Here is a 16,002-nt window from a genome sequence, read left to right on the forward strand (position 1 = left end):
GGAAGGGAGGCACCGTGGGAATCACCCCGGCGGACTGGTCCGCGCACTACGCGGCGGGCAGGGACTTCAGGCCGCTCGGCGCCGACGAGAAGGACCTCCTCGGGCGGGAGGCGCCGGCCCCGGAGGGAGGACGGGCGCTCGACGCGTGCTGCGGTACCGGCGAGCTGGCGGTGCTCCTCGGCACGCTCGGGTACGCCGTCGACGGCGCCGACTTCGCCGAGGCGGCGATCTCCCGGGCCCGTACGGAGCACGCCGGCGGCACGGAGGTGTCGTGGCTGCACCTGGATGTGGAGCACGGCGACCTGTCGCCGCTCGCGGAGGACGGCTACGACCTGATCACGCTGCGGCTGTGCGTCGCCTTCTTCACCGACCGCGCCCGCGTCCTGCGCCGCCTGGCGGCCCGGCTGCGCCCGGGAGGAGCCCTCGTGGTGGTCACCCCGCTCGTGGCACACGTGCCCGAGGAGCGGCGCCATGTCGCGCTGGACGAGGCCGAGGTGGCCGCACTGACCGAGGGCTTCGCGCAGGCGCGACGGTTCGACGCGGCCGGCCTGGCCGTGCTGGTGCTGCGCGGCCCGCAGCGGACGTGCACCATCGCGGAGAAGCCGTCGCGGCCCCGGCCCCAGGCGGTGTTCGGCGTCGCGGTGGTGGTGACCGACCGGTCCGGCCGGGTCCTGCTGGGGCGTTCCGTCCACGAAATGTGGGAGCTGCCCGGTGGCCGGGTCGAGGCGGGCGAGTCCGCGCCGACGGCGGCGGTGCGCGAACTGGCCGAGGAGACCGGTCTGAGGGCTGCCGAGGCGCACGCGCGGGTCGTCGCGGTGCTCCACGACGACCGCCGGGACGTGCGGCGCGTCACCGCCGTCGTGCGGGTGAGCGAGTGGGTGGGGGATCTCGGCACACCGGAGCCGCAGAACTTCTCCCGCTGGGAGTGGCATGCCCAGGACACCGTGGCGTCGCTGGACACCCTGTTCACGCCGTCCGCCCACGCGCTGAACGCCGTCTGGCCCGCGACGCTCCCCGGGCTGCCGAGCGTGCACTCCTACCCCTGCGTCTCCGGGCGGGACCGGTCGTCGTGAGCCATCACACCCTCACGTGCTTGCCCGCTGCAGCAGCTTGACGGAACGTCATGTGTCGGGGGCATGTACCGAAGGGTGACCGGGGCAGGCCCGGAGCTCGTCACGACAGGGCCGATGAGGCGGCATAGTGCATATGTCGCGGATAGTCCTACTGGATCAAGCCATCCGCCGTACCGGATGATCGCCGGTGACGTGCAGGAACGGGTGTGCGAGGCAGGTCCTTTCGGTCCACGGCCCCGCCATCCGCGACAGATGGAGACCCCCGCTCGTGATAGTTCCGCCGCTCTTCTCCCCCCTCTCCCCGGCGATCCACCCCCGGTACGCCGAAGTCGACTCCCGTACGGCCCTGTGGGCCGAGGCGCACCGGATCGGGTCCGACGAGCTGCGCCGGCGGCTCGTGCGGCACGAGATCGGGTCGTTCGCCGCCCGGGTGATGCCGTACGGGCGCGAGGAAGTGGTCCAGCTGATGGCCGACTTCGTGCTGTGGCTCTTCGGCGTGGACGACGGTTGCTGCGAGGAGGGGGACCTGGGGTGCCGCCCCGGTGACCTGACCGAGACGCTGCACCGGCTGCTGCGCGTCGCCCAGAACCCGGAAGCGCCGGTTCTGCCCGGCGATCCGCTGGCCGAGGGGCTGCGCGACCTGCGGGCCCGGGTCGACCGGTACGCCACGGACGGCCAGGCCGCGCGGTGGGTAGGTCACCTGCGGGAGTACTTCTTCTCGGTGGTGTGGGAGGCGTCCTACCGCAGCACCGGGACGGTCCCCAGCCTGACGGACTACACGCTGATGCGGCTGTACGACGGGGCGACGACGGTCGTCTTCCCCCTGCTGGAGATGGCCCACGGGTACGAACTCCAGGCGGGCGAGCGCGACCGGCGGGACGTGCGGGCCGCCGAGGAGATGGCGTCGTTCGTCATCACCTGGGACAACGACATCCTGTCCGACCACAAGGAGCGGAGCGGGGACGGCTTCTTCCTCAACGTCCTGCGGGTCCTGGAGGCCGACGGGCTCGGCCGGCGGGAGGCGATGGCCACGGCCATCGCGCAGCGGGACCGCGTCCTGGTGGCGTTCTCCCGGCTGACCGACCACCTCACTGCGACGGGCAGCCCGCAGTTGCGGCAGTACATGGCCGGCCTGCGCAGCTTCGTCCGCGGGTCCCAGGACTGGGGGATCAGCTCCGTCCGCTACACCACCCCGGAGGACCCGGCCGGGCTGCCCGCGTCCTTCACCGGCACGCCCACCGACGACAGCCCCGATCCCCTGGGCATCGAGGCGGTCGCCTGGTGGTGGGACGAGGTGCCGCCCGCGGCCTCCCCGGTGGCACGCCGGGGGGCGCGCCGGACCCGGCGAGGGAGCCTGGTCGGTACGGCCTGACCGGGGCGCCGTCGGCCGGGACCCGGCGATCGGGCACCCGGGAGGCCTGGAGGCCGAGCGGCGCACCGGGCGGACGGCTACTGGCCGCGTGACACCACGGTCATGGGGATGCGATCGGCGTGCGCGACCGCCGACGCGACCTCCCTGGGCGTGTGTCCGGGGACGGGCACGAGGCGCCACCGGCGCAGCAGGGTGGCGATGGCGATCGTGGCCTCGGTCCAGACGAACAGGTCGCCGATGCATTTCCGGTTGCCCGCGCCGAAGGGGATGTAGGCCCGGCGGCCCGGGCCCGCTGCCTGGCGTTCGGGCAGCCACCGGTCGGGGTCGAAGCGGTCGGCGTGCTCGTAGAGCCCGGGGTCGCGGTGGAGGGCGTACAGGCTGAAGGCGACCTCGGTGCCGGGCGGCATGTCGACGCCGCCCAGGGTGACGGGGCCGGTGGTACGGCGCATCAGGAGCGTGACGCCATGCAGCCGGATCACCTCGTCGATCACTCGTCGTATGCCGGTCAGCCGGGGGACGTGTGCGGCGGTGACCGGGCCGTCGCCGACGACCTGCCGGATCTCCGCGAGGAGGGCCTCCTCCACGTCGGGGCGGGTGGCCAGTTCGTGGAACGTCCAGGCGAGGGTGGCCGCCGTGGTCTCGGCGCCGGCGAACAGGATGGTGGCCAGTTCGTCACGCACCTGCACATCGGAGAGGTGGCTGCCGCTCTCGGAGTCCTCGGCGGCCAGGAGGAGTGACAGCAGGTCGTCGTGGCCGGTCTCCCCCGTGGCGCGGGAGGTCGCGATCACTTCGTCGATGACCGCGCGCAGGGCTGCGGCCGCCTTGTCGAACCGCCGGTTGGCCGGGATCGGCAGCCGGTCCAGCATCTTCGGGGAGGCCGCGCGGACGAGGAGGTTGGTCAGCAGCACCGGCAGGTTCTTGCGTACGGCGTCGACGGCCGGCAGCCCGATGTCGGTGGAGAACAGGGTGCGGGCCAGCGTCTCGACGGCGTACCCGGCCATGGCCGGTTCGAGGTCGACGACGTCACCGTCCTGCCAGGAGTCGGCGAGCGCCTGGGCGTTGGTGCTCATGATCTCGGAGTATCCGGTGATCCGTTCCCGGGAGAACATCGGCTGGATCATCCGGCGGTGCTTCTTGTGCAGCTCGCCGTCCGAGTTGGCCAGTCCGTTGCCGGCGAGGGGGCGCAGGCGGTCGAAGAAGCGGCCCTTCTCGAAGCTTCCGGCCTGCCGGACGGTGACCTCGTGCACGAGGTCGGGCGTGGTCACGACGTACATCGGCATCGTTCCGAGATCGACGCGTATCAGGTCGCCGTGCCGCCGCAGGGAGGACAGGAAGCCCAGGGGGTCGCGCCACAGGGCGAGCGCATGGCCGAGGAACGGGACGGCTCCCGGCACGCGGGGCACGGCCGTGAGCGGCCTCGGCAGGGTGACGGACGACATTCGGGGGGTCCTCTCTGGCGGGGTGCACGCGCCGGACGGCCTTCGTCCCGCGCGTGTCGGTCTCGCGCCGGTGGTGGCGGCGAGCCCGAGCAAGATCAGCGTTACCCAAGTCCGGGGCTCTGCTACCTCCGTGAAGACGGGGGGCCGCTCTCCTGGCAGGTACACGGCGCCAGTAAGCTGCGCGTTGCTGACCCGTCGTCACTCTCGGTACGGGCTTGTCTCCTGACCAGCCCGGCCGGTGCCCGGAGGACTCGTGACCACCCCGCCCCCCGTCCCGAACGGTCCCCTCGGAGGGACGGCCCCCGCCGGCTGTCCCGCCCACGCCACGCAGGGACTGCGACCGCTGTACGGCCCCGAGGCGGAGTCGCAGCCGTACGCCCTGTACGAGCAACTCCGCGCCGAGCACGGGGCGGTGGCTCCCGTCCAGCTCTACGGGGGCGTGCCTGCCTGGCTGGTGCTGGGACACCGGGAGAACCTCGAGGTGATGCGCTCCACGCGGTTCTCGTCCGACTCCCGGCACTGGCGGGCCATCAAGGAGGGTTCCCTGGCCCCGGACTCGCCTCTGCTGCCCATCACCGCTCCCCAGCCGCTGGTGGCCCTGACGGACGGGGCGGAGCACGCCCGGCTGCGGGGGGCCGTCACCGAGAGCCTCGCGCGCGTGAACCGGCCCCGTATGCGGCGCTACATCACCCGCTATGCCACGGCTCTCATCGACGACGTCGTGGCGGCGGGACGGGCCGATCTCGTGGCCGACTTCGCCAGGAAGCTCCCGGCTCTGGTGGTCTGCCGGCAGCTCGGGATCCGTGACGCCGATGCCCTGAAGGTGGGGGCCGCCGTGACGGACATGATCGCCGGTGGCGAGACCGCCCTGAGCAGCAACATGCTCGTCGTCGAGCAGGTGCGCGATCTGGTGGAGCGGAAGAAGGCGGAGCCCGGCGACGACCTGGCGAGCTGGCTGCTGGTCCATCCGGCGGGGCTGACGGACGAGGAGGTGCGGGAGCATCTGCGGCTGGTGCTGGTGGCCGCGCTGGAGCCCACGGCGAACCTGATCGCCAGCGCTCTGCGCATGGTGCTGACGGACAGGCGGTTCCGGGGCCACCTCTCGGGCGGCCAGATGACCCTGCCGGACGCGCTGGAGCAGGTGCTGTGGGACCACCCGCCGCTGGCCGTGGTGCCCACCCGGTGGGCGACGGGCGACACGCAGCTCGGCGGTCGCAGGATCATGGCGGGGGACATGGTGATGCTGGGCCTGGCGGCCGGCAACGTCGATCCGGACATCCGGCCGGACCTGAACGTCCCGATGCACGGCAACCGGTCCCACCTGGCCTTCGGTGCCGGTGTGCACGAGTGCCCGGGGCAGGACCTCGGCAGGACCATCGCGGAGGCGGGCATCGACCTGCTGCTGGAGCGCGTTCCCGACATCCGGCTGGCCATCGAGGACGACCAGGTCCGGGTGGTCGGCACGTGGATGTCGCGGCGGCTGACGAGCCTGCCGGTGGTCTTCGCCCCGCAGCGCCGGACGGCGCCCGTCGGCGCGCGGGCGACGGTGCCTGCGGGCCACGCCGCCGGGGCCGTGCCTCGGGAGTCTGCGCGGGGGCGGTGGTCGCGGGCCCGGTAGCGGCGGGCGCCCGTCGTGCGCTGCCGGGCGGCGCGCGGCGCGGTTCGGGGTGTCGCGGCGTACTCGGGCGGGCTCAGGCGAAGCAGCTCCGGACGATGTCGGCGCGGATGCGGGCCGCCAGCTGGGCCGGCTGGCCCGCGATGAGAGGGAACACCTCGTCCAGCTTCTGGAGGACGACCTTCGGGTCGTTGGTGTGGGGGTTGCGGCCCAGCTTGGTGAGGAAGGCCCTCCCCTCGGCCACGTCGCTGCGGCACTGCGGGCTGTAGGCGGCCGGGGCGGCGTGCGCGGTGGCGGGGACGGCGAGGGCGGCCAGGGCGGTCAGCGTGAGGACCAGGGCGCGGGTGGCGGGACGGGCCGGGCGGGAGGTGTTCACGGGTACTCCAGACGAGTGCGTACGAAGGGTCGTTCGCGCGCGGGTCGCGGCGCGAACCGTCCCGGTCACGGTAGGAGCAGGCAGGGGCCCGCTCTTGCACGCGCGCGTACGGACGCTCGTCCCGCCGCGCACGGCTCTCCCGCCACTCCCCCGGTCCGCCGCGCTGCGCCCTGCGGTGAGCGCCGCTACTGTCGGGCGTGAGCAACCGGGTGTCCGGAGGGGCGCCCGGCCCTTCTGGAGGTCGCCAATGCCGGAGCTGTTCATCGGCGGGAGATGGGTCGCCGCGTCCGGGGGTGGGACGCGCGACATCCGCTGTCCCGCCGACGGGTCGCTGGTCGCGACGGTCGACGAGGCGGGACCGGACGACGCCGCAGCCGCGGTGGCCGCGGCCCGGGATGCATTCGACCACGGCCCCTGGCCCGGGACTCCGGCCGCCGAGCGGGGCGGCCTGCTGCTGCGCACCGCCGAGCTGCTGGAGCGCGACAAGGAGGACTTCGCCCGCGCGGAGTCGCTCGACACCGGCAAGCGCCTGGTGGAGAGCCGTTACGACATGGACGACATCGCCAACTGCTTCCGCTACTTCGGCAACCTGGTCGCGGCGGGCGGGGGCGACCGGGTCGTCGACACAGGGGACCCGGGCGTCGACAGCCGGGTGGTGCACGAACCGGTCGGGGTGTGCGCGCTCATCACTCCGTGGAACTATCCGCTCCTCCAGACGGCGTGGAAGGTGGCGCCCGCACTGGGCGCCGGGAACACCTTCGTCCTCAAGCCGAGCGAGCTGACCCCGCACACGGCGATCCTGCTGATGCGGCTGCTCACGGAGGCCGGGCTGCCGGCGGGGGCGGCCAATCTGGTGCTGGGGGCCGGTCCGGCCGCCGGCGCCCCGCTGACCGAGGACCCGCGGGTCGACCTGGTCTCCTTCACCGGCGGTCTGGCCACCGGCCGGCGCATCATGGCGGCGGCGGCGCCCACGGTGAAGAAGGTGGCCCTGGAACTCGGCGGCAAGAACCCCAACATCGTCTTCTCCGACGCGGACTTCGAGGCGGCGGTCGACCACGCCCTGATGGCCGTCTTCCTGCACTCCGGCCAGGTCTGCTCGGCCGGTGCCCGGCTGCTGGTGCAGGACGACCTGCACGACGCGTTCGTCGAGGCCGTCGTCGAACAGGCGCGCCGCATCCCCCTCGGCGGCCCGTTCGACGAGCACGCCCGCACCGGCCCGCTGATCTCCGCCGCCCACCGCGAGAAGGTCGAGGCGTACGTGGCCGCCGGGCTTGCCGAAGGAGCCGTACTGCGCTGCGGCGGCGAGCGTCCGGAGCAGCCGGAGCTGCGGGACGGCTTCTACTACCTGCCGACCGTCCTGGACGAGTGCTCGGCGGACATGTCCGTCGTCCGCGACGAGTCCTTCGGCCCGGTACTGACCGTGGAGCGCTTCCGCGACGAGGACGAGGCGGTGGCCCTGGCGAACAGCACGGTCTACGGTCTGGCCGGCGCCGTGTGGACGCAGGACACGGACCGGGGGCACCGGGTCGCCTCACGCGTCCGGGCGGGCACCATGTGGATCAACGACTTCCATCCGTACGTCCCCCAGGCGGAGTGGGGCGGCATGAAGCAGTCCGGGTTCGGCCGCGAACTGGGGCCCGCCGGGCTGGCGGAGTACCAGGAGGCCAAGCACGTCTGGCGCAGGCTGGCCCCCGTACCGCAGAGGTGGTTCTCATGAGCACCGGAGCAGCGAAGGACCCGCAGGGGCCCCCGGAGGTCGTGAAGGGCGACGACTCGCTCGCCGAGCTGGGCTACCGGCCGGAGCTGAAGCGTACGCTCGGCAACTTCCACACGTTCGCCGCGGGCATCAGCTACATCTCGATCCTGACCGGCACGTTCCAGCTGTTCTACTTCGGTGTGACGTTCGGCGGGCCGGCGTACTGGTGGTCGTGGCCCATGGTCTTCGCCGGCCAGCTGATGGTGGCGCTCTGCTTCTGCGAGCTGGCCGCCCGCTATCCGGTCGCGGGATCGGTCTACAACTGGGCGAAGAAGATGGGCGGCCCGCACGTGGGCTGGCTCGGCGGCTGGATGATGACGACGGCGACGATGGTGACGCTGTCGGCCGTCGCGCTCGCCTACCAGATCACGCTGCCGCAGATCGACGACTGGTTCCAGTTCGTGGGCGACGGCAGCCAGCCGGGTGACGCGGCCAAGAACGCCGTGCTGCTGGGCACGGTGCTGATCGTCTTCTCGACGCTCGTCAACGCCTTCGGCGTCCAGCTCATGGCCCGGATCAACTCGGCCGGTGTGTTCATCGAGCTGATCGCGGCGGTGGGTCTGATCATCTTCCTCGCGGCGAACATCACGCGCGGCCCGAGCACCGTGCTCACCGATACGTACGGACTGGGCGCGGGCGAGAACCTGGGCTATCTCGGCGCGTTCCTGACCGCGTCGCTGGCCTCCGCCTATGTGATGTACGGCTTCGACACCGCGTCCTCGCTCGGCGAGGAGTCCCACGACCCCTCGCGCAACGCTCCCCGGGCGATCCTGCGCGCGCTGATCGCGTCGTTCCTGATCGGCGGCATGATCCTGCTGTTCGCCCTGATGGCCGTACCCGACCTCCAGGCGGAGGAACTGTCCACCGGCGGCCTGCAGTACGTGGTGCTGGAGACGCTCGGCTCGACGATCGGCGAGATCTTCCTGTGGTGCGTCGTGGTGGCGATCACGGTGTGCGTCCTGGCGGTGCACGCCGCCGGCATCCGGCTGATGTTCGCGATGGCACGCGACAACAACCTGCCGGCCGGTTCGGTGCTGGCGAAGGTGAGCCCCCGCTTCAAGACGCCGGTCATCCCGGCCGTGGTGATCGGCCTGGTCGGGGTCATCATCCTCGTCATCAACATCAACCAGCCGCAGATCTTCTCGGTGATCACCAGCATCGCGATCATCATGATCTACGTGGCCTATCTGATGGTCACGGTGCCGATGCTCCTCCAGCGGCTGCGCGGCACCTGGCACCCCAAGGAGGGCCGCTTCTCGCTCGGCCGGCTGGGGCTGCCCATCAACATCCTGGCGGTGCTGTGGGGCCTGGCCATGTCGATCAACCTGGCGTGGCCGCGCCCCGACGTCTACAACGCGACGGGTCCGCAGCACTGGTACCTGCGGTGGGGCGCGTTCCTCTTCATCGGGATCGTGGCCCTCGGCGGCTTCGCCTACTACTGGTTCGTCCAGCGCCACCGTACGGGCGTGCTGGAGGAGCACCGGGCCGACGTACCCTGACCATCACCGCGTACGCACCCCGCGTGGGTCCCCGTCAGTCGACCCATACGCGTACGAGGCAGCGGCGGCACTCCGGGTCGTCGGTGGCGTCGGTGAAGGCGGTCCTGCCGTGCAGGACGGCGGTGTTGTCGAGCAGCAGGAAGTCGCCCGGGCGCAGGCGGACGCGGCGTGCGGTGCGGGGGTCGGCGAGGACCGCGTCGACGGCGTCCAGCGCGGCCCGGTCCCCGGGGGACAGCGGCGCGCCGGCCTCCTCCTGGCCCCGTTCGATCCAGTGGCGGTTGTAGCGCGTCAGCAGGGTGCCGTCGCGGAGCCGGAAGACCGGGTGGACGCGGTCGAAGCCGTCGCCGCGCCCGAAGTGGAAGTCGCGGCGCAGCCGCGGCAGGGCGGTGGGGTACCGCTCCAGCAGCCGGTTGTGGACGGTGTGCCCGGAGGCGAGCAGGGACTCGCCGCCGTACGCGGCCTGGCGGACGCAGAGCAGGCCCAGGAGGCGGGGCGGGCCGGGCGGGCCCGCGCGGTCGGTGTGGAAGGCGAGGTCGCGGTCGTCGGCGTCCTGCGCGGGCGGGGGCGGCGCGGCGGCGGGCGAGGGCGCGACGGCGGGCGGGGGTTCGGCGGGCGGGGGTTCGGCGGCGTCTGGGCGGGCGGTTGCGGGGGCCGGGGGCCCGGGGTCCTGGGGGTGGGTGGTGCCGGGGGCCGGGTACTTGTGGCCCTGGGGGTGGGCCGTGAGTATGACGTGGCCCTGCGTCCCGCTCTCCGTGGGCCGGGGCGTGCCGAGGAAGGCGGTGAACCAGTGCGCGAGGTCGAGGCACTGGCGGTCGCTCAGGCCGCGCAGGGGCCATCCGCGCACCACGGCGACCCCCGGTCCCTCGCGCAGCCGGTGGACGAGGTCGTCGGTGAACCGGGCGGGCGGTGGCGGCGCGGACGTCCAGCGCCGGTCCGGCGGTACGGTGCGAAGGGCGTCGACCCAGGCGGTGGGCACCGGCACCATCAGGTCCTCGTCCCGCAGGGTGTCCCGGTCCCAGGCCCGGGGTGCGGTGACGGCGAGAGGTCCCGGTGTCTGCATGGACGCCTCCGGGGGCGGAGAAGCGGCTGAAGGCGGGCGTGTCGATCGTGCCCAGCACGTCATCGCCAAAAACCGTGGGTGCAGGGCGTGTTGCCGGACTCGTCCCGTCCCGGTGGGGGCGGTCCGGCGTGCCGGGCGCTACGCTCGGTTCATGGTTGACATGAGCATGTTGCGCTGGCGCCCGCAGCCCCGGCTGCACCGACCGGGCAGCCACGGAGGGGCACCGCACCGGCATGGGTCCGGACGACCGCGCCGCCTCTCCGCTCTTGTGGTCCTGCTTCTGCTGGCGCTCCTCGGTACGCCGGCTTCCGCGTCCCCCGCCCCGCCTGGCGGCACCACGAACGTGTCGGCCACTCCCCCGCCGGGGGCGGCGTACGCCCGCTGGGGCGACCGGCGCCTGGACGAGGCCACCTTCCTCACCACCCACAACGCCTTCACCAACTACCACGACTCACGCTGGACTTCCGTCAGCCAGAGCGAGTCGGTGCGGGCGCAGCTGGACAACGGCGTCCGCGGCCTGAGCCTGGACACCCACTGGTACGAGCGCAGCACGTGGCTGTGCGTCATCAGCTTCGGCAGCGACTGCTACCCGAGCGACGTGTACCTGTGCCACGGCGGCTGCACGACCTTCGCCGGTGTCACCTATGCCCTCCCCAGGCAGACGTTCCACGGCACGCTGCAGACGGTGGTGGACTTCCTGGCGGCGCATCCGCAGGAGGTGGTGACCGTCTTCCTGGAGGACTACGTCAGTGCCGGGCAGCTGGAACGGTCGCTGGGCCGGGTCCGGGGCCTGTCCGAGGTGCTCTTCCGGCCCGACGAGTGGGGAGTGCGCCAGAGCGGCTGGCCGAAGGTCGCCGACCTCGTCGGGGCGGGGAAGCGCCTGCTGATCTTCTCCGACCGCCCCGACCGCGAGCACCTGGGTGTCATGCACGACCGGGCGTGGACGGTGAGCAACTTCTGGAGCCTCGGAGACCTGGGCAAGGACACCCGGTGCGTCAGCCGGTGGCCCGACGTCCCACTGGACCGCCAGGAGCCGGGTTTCCGGCGGCTGTTCACGATGAGCCACCACCGCAATGTGCCGACCGTGCTCACGGCCGCCCTGGACAACGGCACCAAGCTGCGCGACCGCGTCGCCGAGCAGTGCCGCCCGGCCGCCGGCGGCCGGGATCCGAACTACGTCTCCGTCGACTTCCACCGGCTGTCCGACGGCAGCGGCCACACCCCCGCGTCCGTCGTCGCGGAACTCGACGCCCGCCGCTGAGCCGTTGTGCCTCGATGGTGACGTGTCGTCAGGTCGCGGGGACGACGTTGGTGGCCGCCTTGGCCCGCTGCAGGGTGCGGGCGAGGCGGACCGCGTCCCCGACGGCCCAGAAGTGCAGGTAGAAGAGGCGCGGCTCGTCGCGCAGGCCGTGGTTGTGCAGCTCGACCACGCTGATACGGCCTTTGCGGAGCGCGGCGATGACCGCCTGCACCTCGCCCGCGATCATCACGAAGTCACCGGACACCGCGGCCCGCCCGTCGCCCACGGGCTGGAAGGTGATGGCCGTGGTGACCCCCATGGCCGCCGGGACGACGTAATGGTGGTCGCTGACCGTCTCCCGGCGGGCGAAGGAGAAGCGGTAGCCGGCCTCGCTCCTGCCGCGTGCCCCGAGGGCCGCGTCGATCGCGGCGGTGTCGAGGTCCACCGGCTCCTCGGGAGTGGCGGACTCCTCCGCCTCCGGGGTGGAGGTGGCGTCCAGCGCGGCCCGCATGGCGCGCGCGAGACGGACGCCGTCGGGCGCCATGCCGTGCACGTGCGTCCACCACAGGTCCGGGCGGTGCGCCAGCAGATGCTTGTGGATGGCGGTCTGCTCCAGGCCGTGTGCCTGAAGGGCGTCGGTCACCCGCTGGAGTTCCGGCTCGGTGGCGACGACGTCGCCCATCAGCATGGTCCGGCCGTCGGGATAGCGGGCGAACGCCGCGTACGACGCCACGGGCACCCCGGCGACCCCGTGCGACGACACCCGCAGGTCACCGCGGGGGAAGTTCGCCCGGAACACCGTGTCGCCCCCGGTCAACTTCCCCGGTGTACGCAGCACTTCGGCGACCCGTCGCCAGTCGGCGAGCCTCGTGGTCAGTGGCCGCAGTGGCACCGAGCCGCCCCGGGAAGCGGACGCGGGCGCGCCGGCGGCTGGCTCCGCCCCGGCCAGGACCGGGGCGAGGGCGGCCGGGGCCAGGGCCCCGGCGGCCAGCAGGCGGCGCCTGGTCGGCGCTGTCGCTCGTGTGCCGCGTGCGTCCTCGGTCGTCATGGTGGGCCTCCCGTTCTCGCAGGGCGGCGCGGGCACCGGGCGTGCCCCGGGCCGTCCGGCTCCTTGTGCGCGCCAGGATCGCGGGGCGGCTCCGCGTCCGGGCCCGAGCCACGCGCGCGTACCGGGCCGCCTCACTCGCATGGCCCGTCCGCACGGCGGCGCGTGTGGCGGGTGGCGGTGTGGGGACTCCCGGACGGCGGCGCACGGCGGCGCGGGTGGCGATGTGGGGGGCGCAGGACGCGGGAAAAGGAGCGGTGTGCTGTAGGGCCGCTCTGCGAGGATGGCCGCCATGACCGCGACCAGCGTGGAACGCGTACTCGCCCGTTTCGTCGCCGACGTACGCCTGGTGGTGCCGGCGGTGGCCGTCTGGGCGCACGGTTCGCTGGCGCTCGGCGACTTCCGTCCGGAACGCAGCGACCTGGACCTGATCGCGGTGGTGGGGACCGCGCCGAGCGGCGAGCGGTGGGAGGCGCTGGCGGAGCTGCACCAGCGGCTCATGGACGAGGAGCCCGCGGCGGCCAAGCTGCACTGCTCGTACATGGCGAGGGATGCGCTGGCCGACTCCGGGGCGGACCATGTGACTTGGGCGCACGGCAGGATGCTGGAGCGCCCGGTGACGCCCGTGACCCGGCGTGAGCTGTTCGAGGGCGGCCGGGTGCTGTACGGGCCGGAGCCCGCGCGGCTGCTCCCTCCGCTCGCCGAGGGTGAGCTGGAGGAGTACGTACGGCGCAATCTCGCCACGTACTGGCTGCCCGCGACGGGCAGGCCGTGGCTCTGGTGGCAGGACGGCTGGGTCGACCTGGGCATGCTGGTGCTGGCCCGTTCGCGGGTGACGCTCCGCGAGGGGCGCCTGACGACGAAGCGCGAGGCCTTGGCGGAGCTCCTGGAGATGGGCGCGCCGCCGGACGTGGTGCGTGACATCCGCGACCGCCGGTACGGGGCCCCTGGGCCGATCGGCCGGAGGGGTCGCGCCCGCCGCGCGGTGCGGGCGCGGGCGTTCGTACGGCGGGGCATCCGGCGCACTCTTGCGGAGGGCGGGGAGCGGGGCGCGCCGTCCGGCACCGGCGGGGAGTCGGGTGCGCCGTCCGGCACCGGCACCGGAGGGGGCGCCTGACGGCGGCGGGGCCGGAGAGTCGGGTGCGCCGTCCGGCACCGGCACCGGCACCGGCGGGGGCGCCTGACGGCGGCGGGGCCGGGGCGCCGGTGCCGGCCCGGCCGCCTCCGTCACCTTCCGGGGGTCCGGCCGGTCAGGGTCAGGTAGTCGCTGAGCCGGCTTGCGGCGGTCAGCAGGGCGAGACCGCGCGCGGTCAGCTTGTGCTGCCAGTCGTCCAGCGCCCGGGCGAGAGGGGCGGTGCCTCCGGCCGTACGGACCTGCTGGACCACGGTGGCGATGTGGTCGAGGCGGTGGCCGCCCCGCCTGAGCAGGTGGGCCAGTTCGGCGTCGCGTACGTCTTCCGTCCGGAAGAGGCGGTAGCCGGTGACGGGTTCACGGGCGGGGGCGAGGATGCCGGCGTCCTCCCATTTGCGGAGGGTGGCCGGGGTAACGCCGAGCCGGTGGGCGAGTTCACCGATCGTCCAGGGTGCGGGGCCGGTGTCGCCGGCCGGGCGGGAAGCCGCCGGGCGTTCCGGTGCCGCGACCTCGGGGGTCGGGGGCTCCTGCGTCAGGTGGTGGATCGCGGACTTCACCGCGTCGAGGGTCTCGCGGTCGCGGAGCGCCTGGTGGTGGCCCCGGTCGATGAGGGCCAGGGCGTCGTCGAGGCGGTCGTCGTGGAGGGCGTTCATGATCCCGACGGCCGGTGCGTGCCCGTGTGCCGGTACGAGCGCCAGGAAGGCACGCAGCGCCGCGGCGTGCGCCTCGGTGTAGACGCGGTAGCCGCTGGGGGTGCGCTCGGCGGGCGGAATGCAGCCGTCCCGTTCGTAGTTGCGGACCGCCTGGGTCGAGATGCCGTGTTCGCGCGCGAGGTCGGAGGGCCGCAAGCTGATCACCGGGTGGGGAGGGGGTGCGAGTGGGGCTCGACCAGCCTATAGAAGCCGCCCGGCCGCGCCCCGGTGCGGTCTCCGGTCCGCCGGCCGGTCCCGGTTCCGCCGACCGGTCCGGGTCCCGGTTCCGCTGCCCGGTCCCGGTGCCGGTCCCGGTGGTCAAGGGCCGCCTTGCCCCCACGAGTTGATTGACTTTCGATCGTTACCCATCGACAATCGATAGATGCCTCACGTCTTCATAGGGATCCTCCGGGCCGGAATCATCGCCGCGATCCTGTTCGGCCTCTTCGGCCAGGCCGTCGTCATCCCGACGGCCGCGGCCGACGAGGTCGACCGCTTCCCCCCGTACGCCCCTTTCGCCACGCCCTATGTGACGGTGGCGATCCTGGGCATCGTCTGCGTCCAGGTCGCCCTCGTCGCGGTGTGGCGGCTGCTCTCCATGGTCGAGGTCGACTCGATCTTCACGTCGCGGGCCTTCCGGTGGGTCGACGTGATCATCGGGTCCTCGCTCGTGGCGACCCTGCTGGCCGTCGGCGTGTCCGGACACCTGGCCCTGGCCGACATCCCCTTCCCGGACGACGGGATGGAAGCCCTCGGCGCGCTGGCCGCCGCCGTCGGGACCGCCGCCGTGGGCGCGTCCTTCGTCATGGTGATGGTGATCATGCGCGGTCTGCTGAGGAAGGCGACGCACCTCCAGACGGAGATCGCCCACGTGGTGTGACGGCCCCGTCCGGTCGGGCGGACGAGGCGCTCCCCCTCCAATCGAAGTGCCGGCGGACCCGCGCGAGGCCATGGGCCCGCGCGCCGGTCCGTCGGCGCTCCGAGGGGCCGGGCCTACTGTCCGGACGTGCCCAGCGTGAAGAAGGGTGCCCGGTGTTCGGTCCCGTCGGGCAGGCACCACGGGGCAGTCACGCACGCGTGGGCGGCGGTGGGCGGCGCCGGTTCGAGCACACGGTGCACGGTGAGTGTGAGACCGCCCTCCGCCGCCGGTACGGCGATCCGGGTGCCGTCCGGGCCGTCCGCCACGGTGAACCCCCCGGCACCAACGCCCCCTGCTCCCTCTCCGGTCGCCGCGGGCGGCACAACGTCCGTGCCATGACGGGTGACCGACCGGTCGGGGGTGTTCGACAGGCTCTGCGCCTGGGGCTCCGCGTCTCCGCGCAGCAGGGCGAGGACCTGCGCGACCACGACCGGGTCGCCCGTTCCGTCGTAGATCCAGCGCCGGCCCAGGACGCCGTGCTCCGCCGTCCCGATGAGCGCGCCCTTCTCCGTACCGGAGTCGCCGTCGAGCGGCGCGCCGCGGTAGCTGAGGGGGATGTGGTACGTGACCGGCGACCCGTCACCCGAGTCGTCGGTGACCACCATGAACTCCATGCCCACCTCGCCCTCCGGGTCGTCGAGCCGGAAGCCTCCGGTGCGGGACAGCGCGGGCGCGGCGCCCGTGGGCACGTACCACGCGCGCGTGGGCAGCCAGGCCGCGAGCAGTTCCAGCTTGGTCGGGGTGATCGTCGTCCGGTGAATGACAGCCATGCTTGGTGTGCTCC

14 protein-coding genes are annotated in these 16,002 nt (G+C 73.2%); 8 read left to right on the forward strand and 6 right to left on the reverse strand.

Translation table 11 applies throughout. The features are described 5' to 3' along the window. The first annotated feature begins 14 nt into the window (after positions 1–14). Together ACF08D_RS27990 and ACF08D_RS27995 are read left to right on the forward strand one after the other, a co-directional pair. Positions 15–1,073, forward strand: a complete 1,059-nt coding sequence (locus tag ACF08D_RS27990; protein ID WP_392226453.1) for an NUDIX domain-containing protein — start codon at positions 15–17, stop codon at positions 1,071–1,073. A 268-nt stretch (positions 1,074–1,341) separates the two neighbouring features. Then, positions 1,342–2,445 (forward strand): selina-4(15),7(11)-diene synthase, encoded by a 1,104-nt coding sequence (locus ACF08D_RS27995; RefSeq protein ID WP_392226455.1) that lies wholly within the window; start codon positions 1,342–1,344, stop codon positions 2,443–2,445. Positions 2,446–2,522: 77 nt separating this feature from the next. On the opposite strand, the gene ACF08D_RS28000 is transcribed toward ACF08D_RS27995, so the two are convergent. Then, positions 2,523–3,884: a cytochrome P450 gene (locus ACF08D_RS28000; protein WP_392226456.1), complete on the reverse strand. Its 1,362-nt coding sequence runs from the start codon at positions 3,882–3,884 to the stop codon at positions 2,523–2,525. Between the two features lie 253 nt (positions 3,885–4,137). Here ACF08D_RS28000 and ACF08D_RS28005 point away from each other — a divergent pair, with 253 nt between their 5' ends. Next, positions 4,138–5,502 carry a cytochrome P450 gene (locus ACF08D_RS28005; protein ID WP_392226457.1) on the forward strand — a complete coding sequence of 455 codons (1,365 nt, stop codon included), beginning with the start codon at positions 4,138–4,140 and terminating at the stop codon, positions 5,500–5,502. A gap of 73 nt (positions 5,503–5,575) precedes the next feature. Here the strand turns inward: ACF08D_RS28005 and ACF08D_RS28010 are convergent, their stop codons facing one another. Further along, positions 5,576–5,875 (reverse strand): hypothetical protein, encoded by a 300-nt coding sequence (locus tag ACF08D_RS28010; protein ID WP_392226458.1) that lies wholly within the window; start codon positions 5,873–5,875, stop codon positions 5,576–5,578. Positions 5,876–6,122: 247 nt separating this feature from the next. Here ACF08D_RS28010 and ACF08D_RS28015 point away from each other — a divergent pair, with 247 nt between their 5' ends. Beyond that, on the forward strand, positions 6,123–7,592 hold the full coding sequence (locus ACF08D_RS28015; RefSeq protein ID WP_392226460.1) for an aldehyde dehydrogenase family protein: 1,470 nt from the start codon (positions 6,123–6,125) through the stop codon (positions 7,590–7,592). Next, entirely contained in the window at positions 7,589–9,130 is a 1,542-nt protein-coding gene (locus ACF08D_RS28020; RefSeq protein ID WP_392226462.1) for an APC family permease, read from the forward strand. The genes ACF08D_RS28015 and ACF08D_RS28020 overlap by 4 nt, the downstream gene beginning before the upstream one ends. Positions 9,131–9,164: 34 nt before the next feature. On the opposite strand, the gene ACF08D_RS28025 is transcribed toward ACF08D_RS28020, so the two are convergent. Further along, positions 9,165–10,190, reverse strand: coding sequence for a TauD/TfdA family dioxygenase (locus tag ACF08D_RS28025; RefSeq protein ID WP_392226463.1), 1,026 nt, complete (start codon positions 10,188–10,190; stop codon positions 9,165–9,167). Positions 10,191–10,533: 343 nt separating this feature from the next. On the opposite strand from ACF08D_RS28025, the gene ACF08D_RS28030 reads away from it, so the two are divergent. After that, on the forward strand, positions 10,534–11,451 hold the full coding sequence (locus ACF08D_RS28030) for a PI-PLC domain-containing protein (protein WP_392226465.1): 918 nt from the start codon (positions 10,534–10,536) through the stop codon (positions 11,449–11,451). 28 nt (positions 11,452–11,479) lie between these two features. Here ACF08D_RS28030 and ACF08D_RS28035 read toward each other — a convergent pair whose 3' ends face one another. Beyond that, positions 11,480–12,478, reverse strand: coding sequence for a DUF1259 domain-containing protein (locus ACF08D_RS28035; protein ID WP_392226466.1), 999 nt, complete (start codon positions 12,476–12,478; stop codon positions 11,480–11,482). Positions 12,479–12,767: 289 nt separating this feature from the next. On the opposite strand from ACF08D_RS28035, the gene ACF08D_RS28040 reads away from it, so the two are divergent. Continuing rightward, a complete protein-coding gene (locus ACF08D_RS28040; RefSeq protein ID WP_392226468.1) occupies positions 12,768–13,592 on the forward strand; it encodes a nucleotidyltransferase in 825 nt (274 codons plus the stop codon). Between the two features lie 110 nt (positions 13,593–13,702). On the opposite strand, the gene ACF08D_RS28045 is transcribed toward ACF08D_RS28040, so the two are convergent. Then, on the reverse strand, positions 13,703–14,464 hold the full coding sequence (locus tag ACF08D_RS28045) for a TioE family transcriptional regulator (RefSeq protein WP_392226470.1): 762 nt from the start codon (positions 14,462–14,464) through the stop codon (positions 13,703–13,705). 217 nt (positions 14,465–14,681) lie between these two features. Between ACF08D_RS28045 and ACF08D_RS28050 the strand changes: the two genes are divergently transcribed. Further along, positions 14,682–15,179, forward strand: coding sequence for a DUF2975 domain-containing protein (locus tag ACF08D_RS28050; RefSeq protein ID WP_392226472.1), 498 nt, complete (start codon positions 14,682–14,684; stop codon positions 15,177–15,179). A gap of 113 nt (positions 15,180–15,292) precedes the next feature. Here ACF08D_RS28050 and ACF08D_RS28055 read toward each other — a convergent pair whose 3' ends face one another. Continuing rightward, entirely contained in the window at positions 15,293–15,988 is a 696-nt protein-coding gene (locus ACF08D_RS28055) for a 1,4-alpha-glucan branching protein (RefSeq protein ID WP_392226474.1), read from the reverse strand. Positions 15,989–16,002 lie beyond the last annotated feature (14 nt).

This window comes from Streptomyces sp. NPDC015131 (genome assembly GCF_043079975.1).
Taxonomy (GTDB): Bacteria; Actinomycetota; Actinomycetes; order Streptomycetales; family Streptomycetaceae; genus Streptomyces.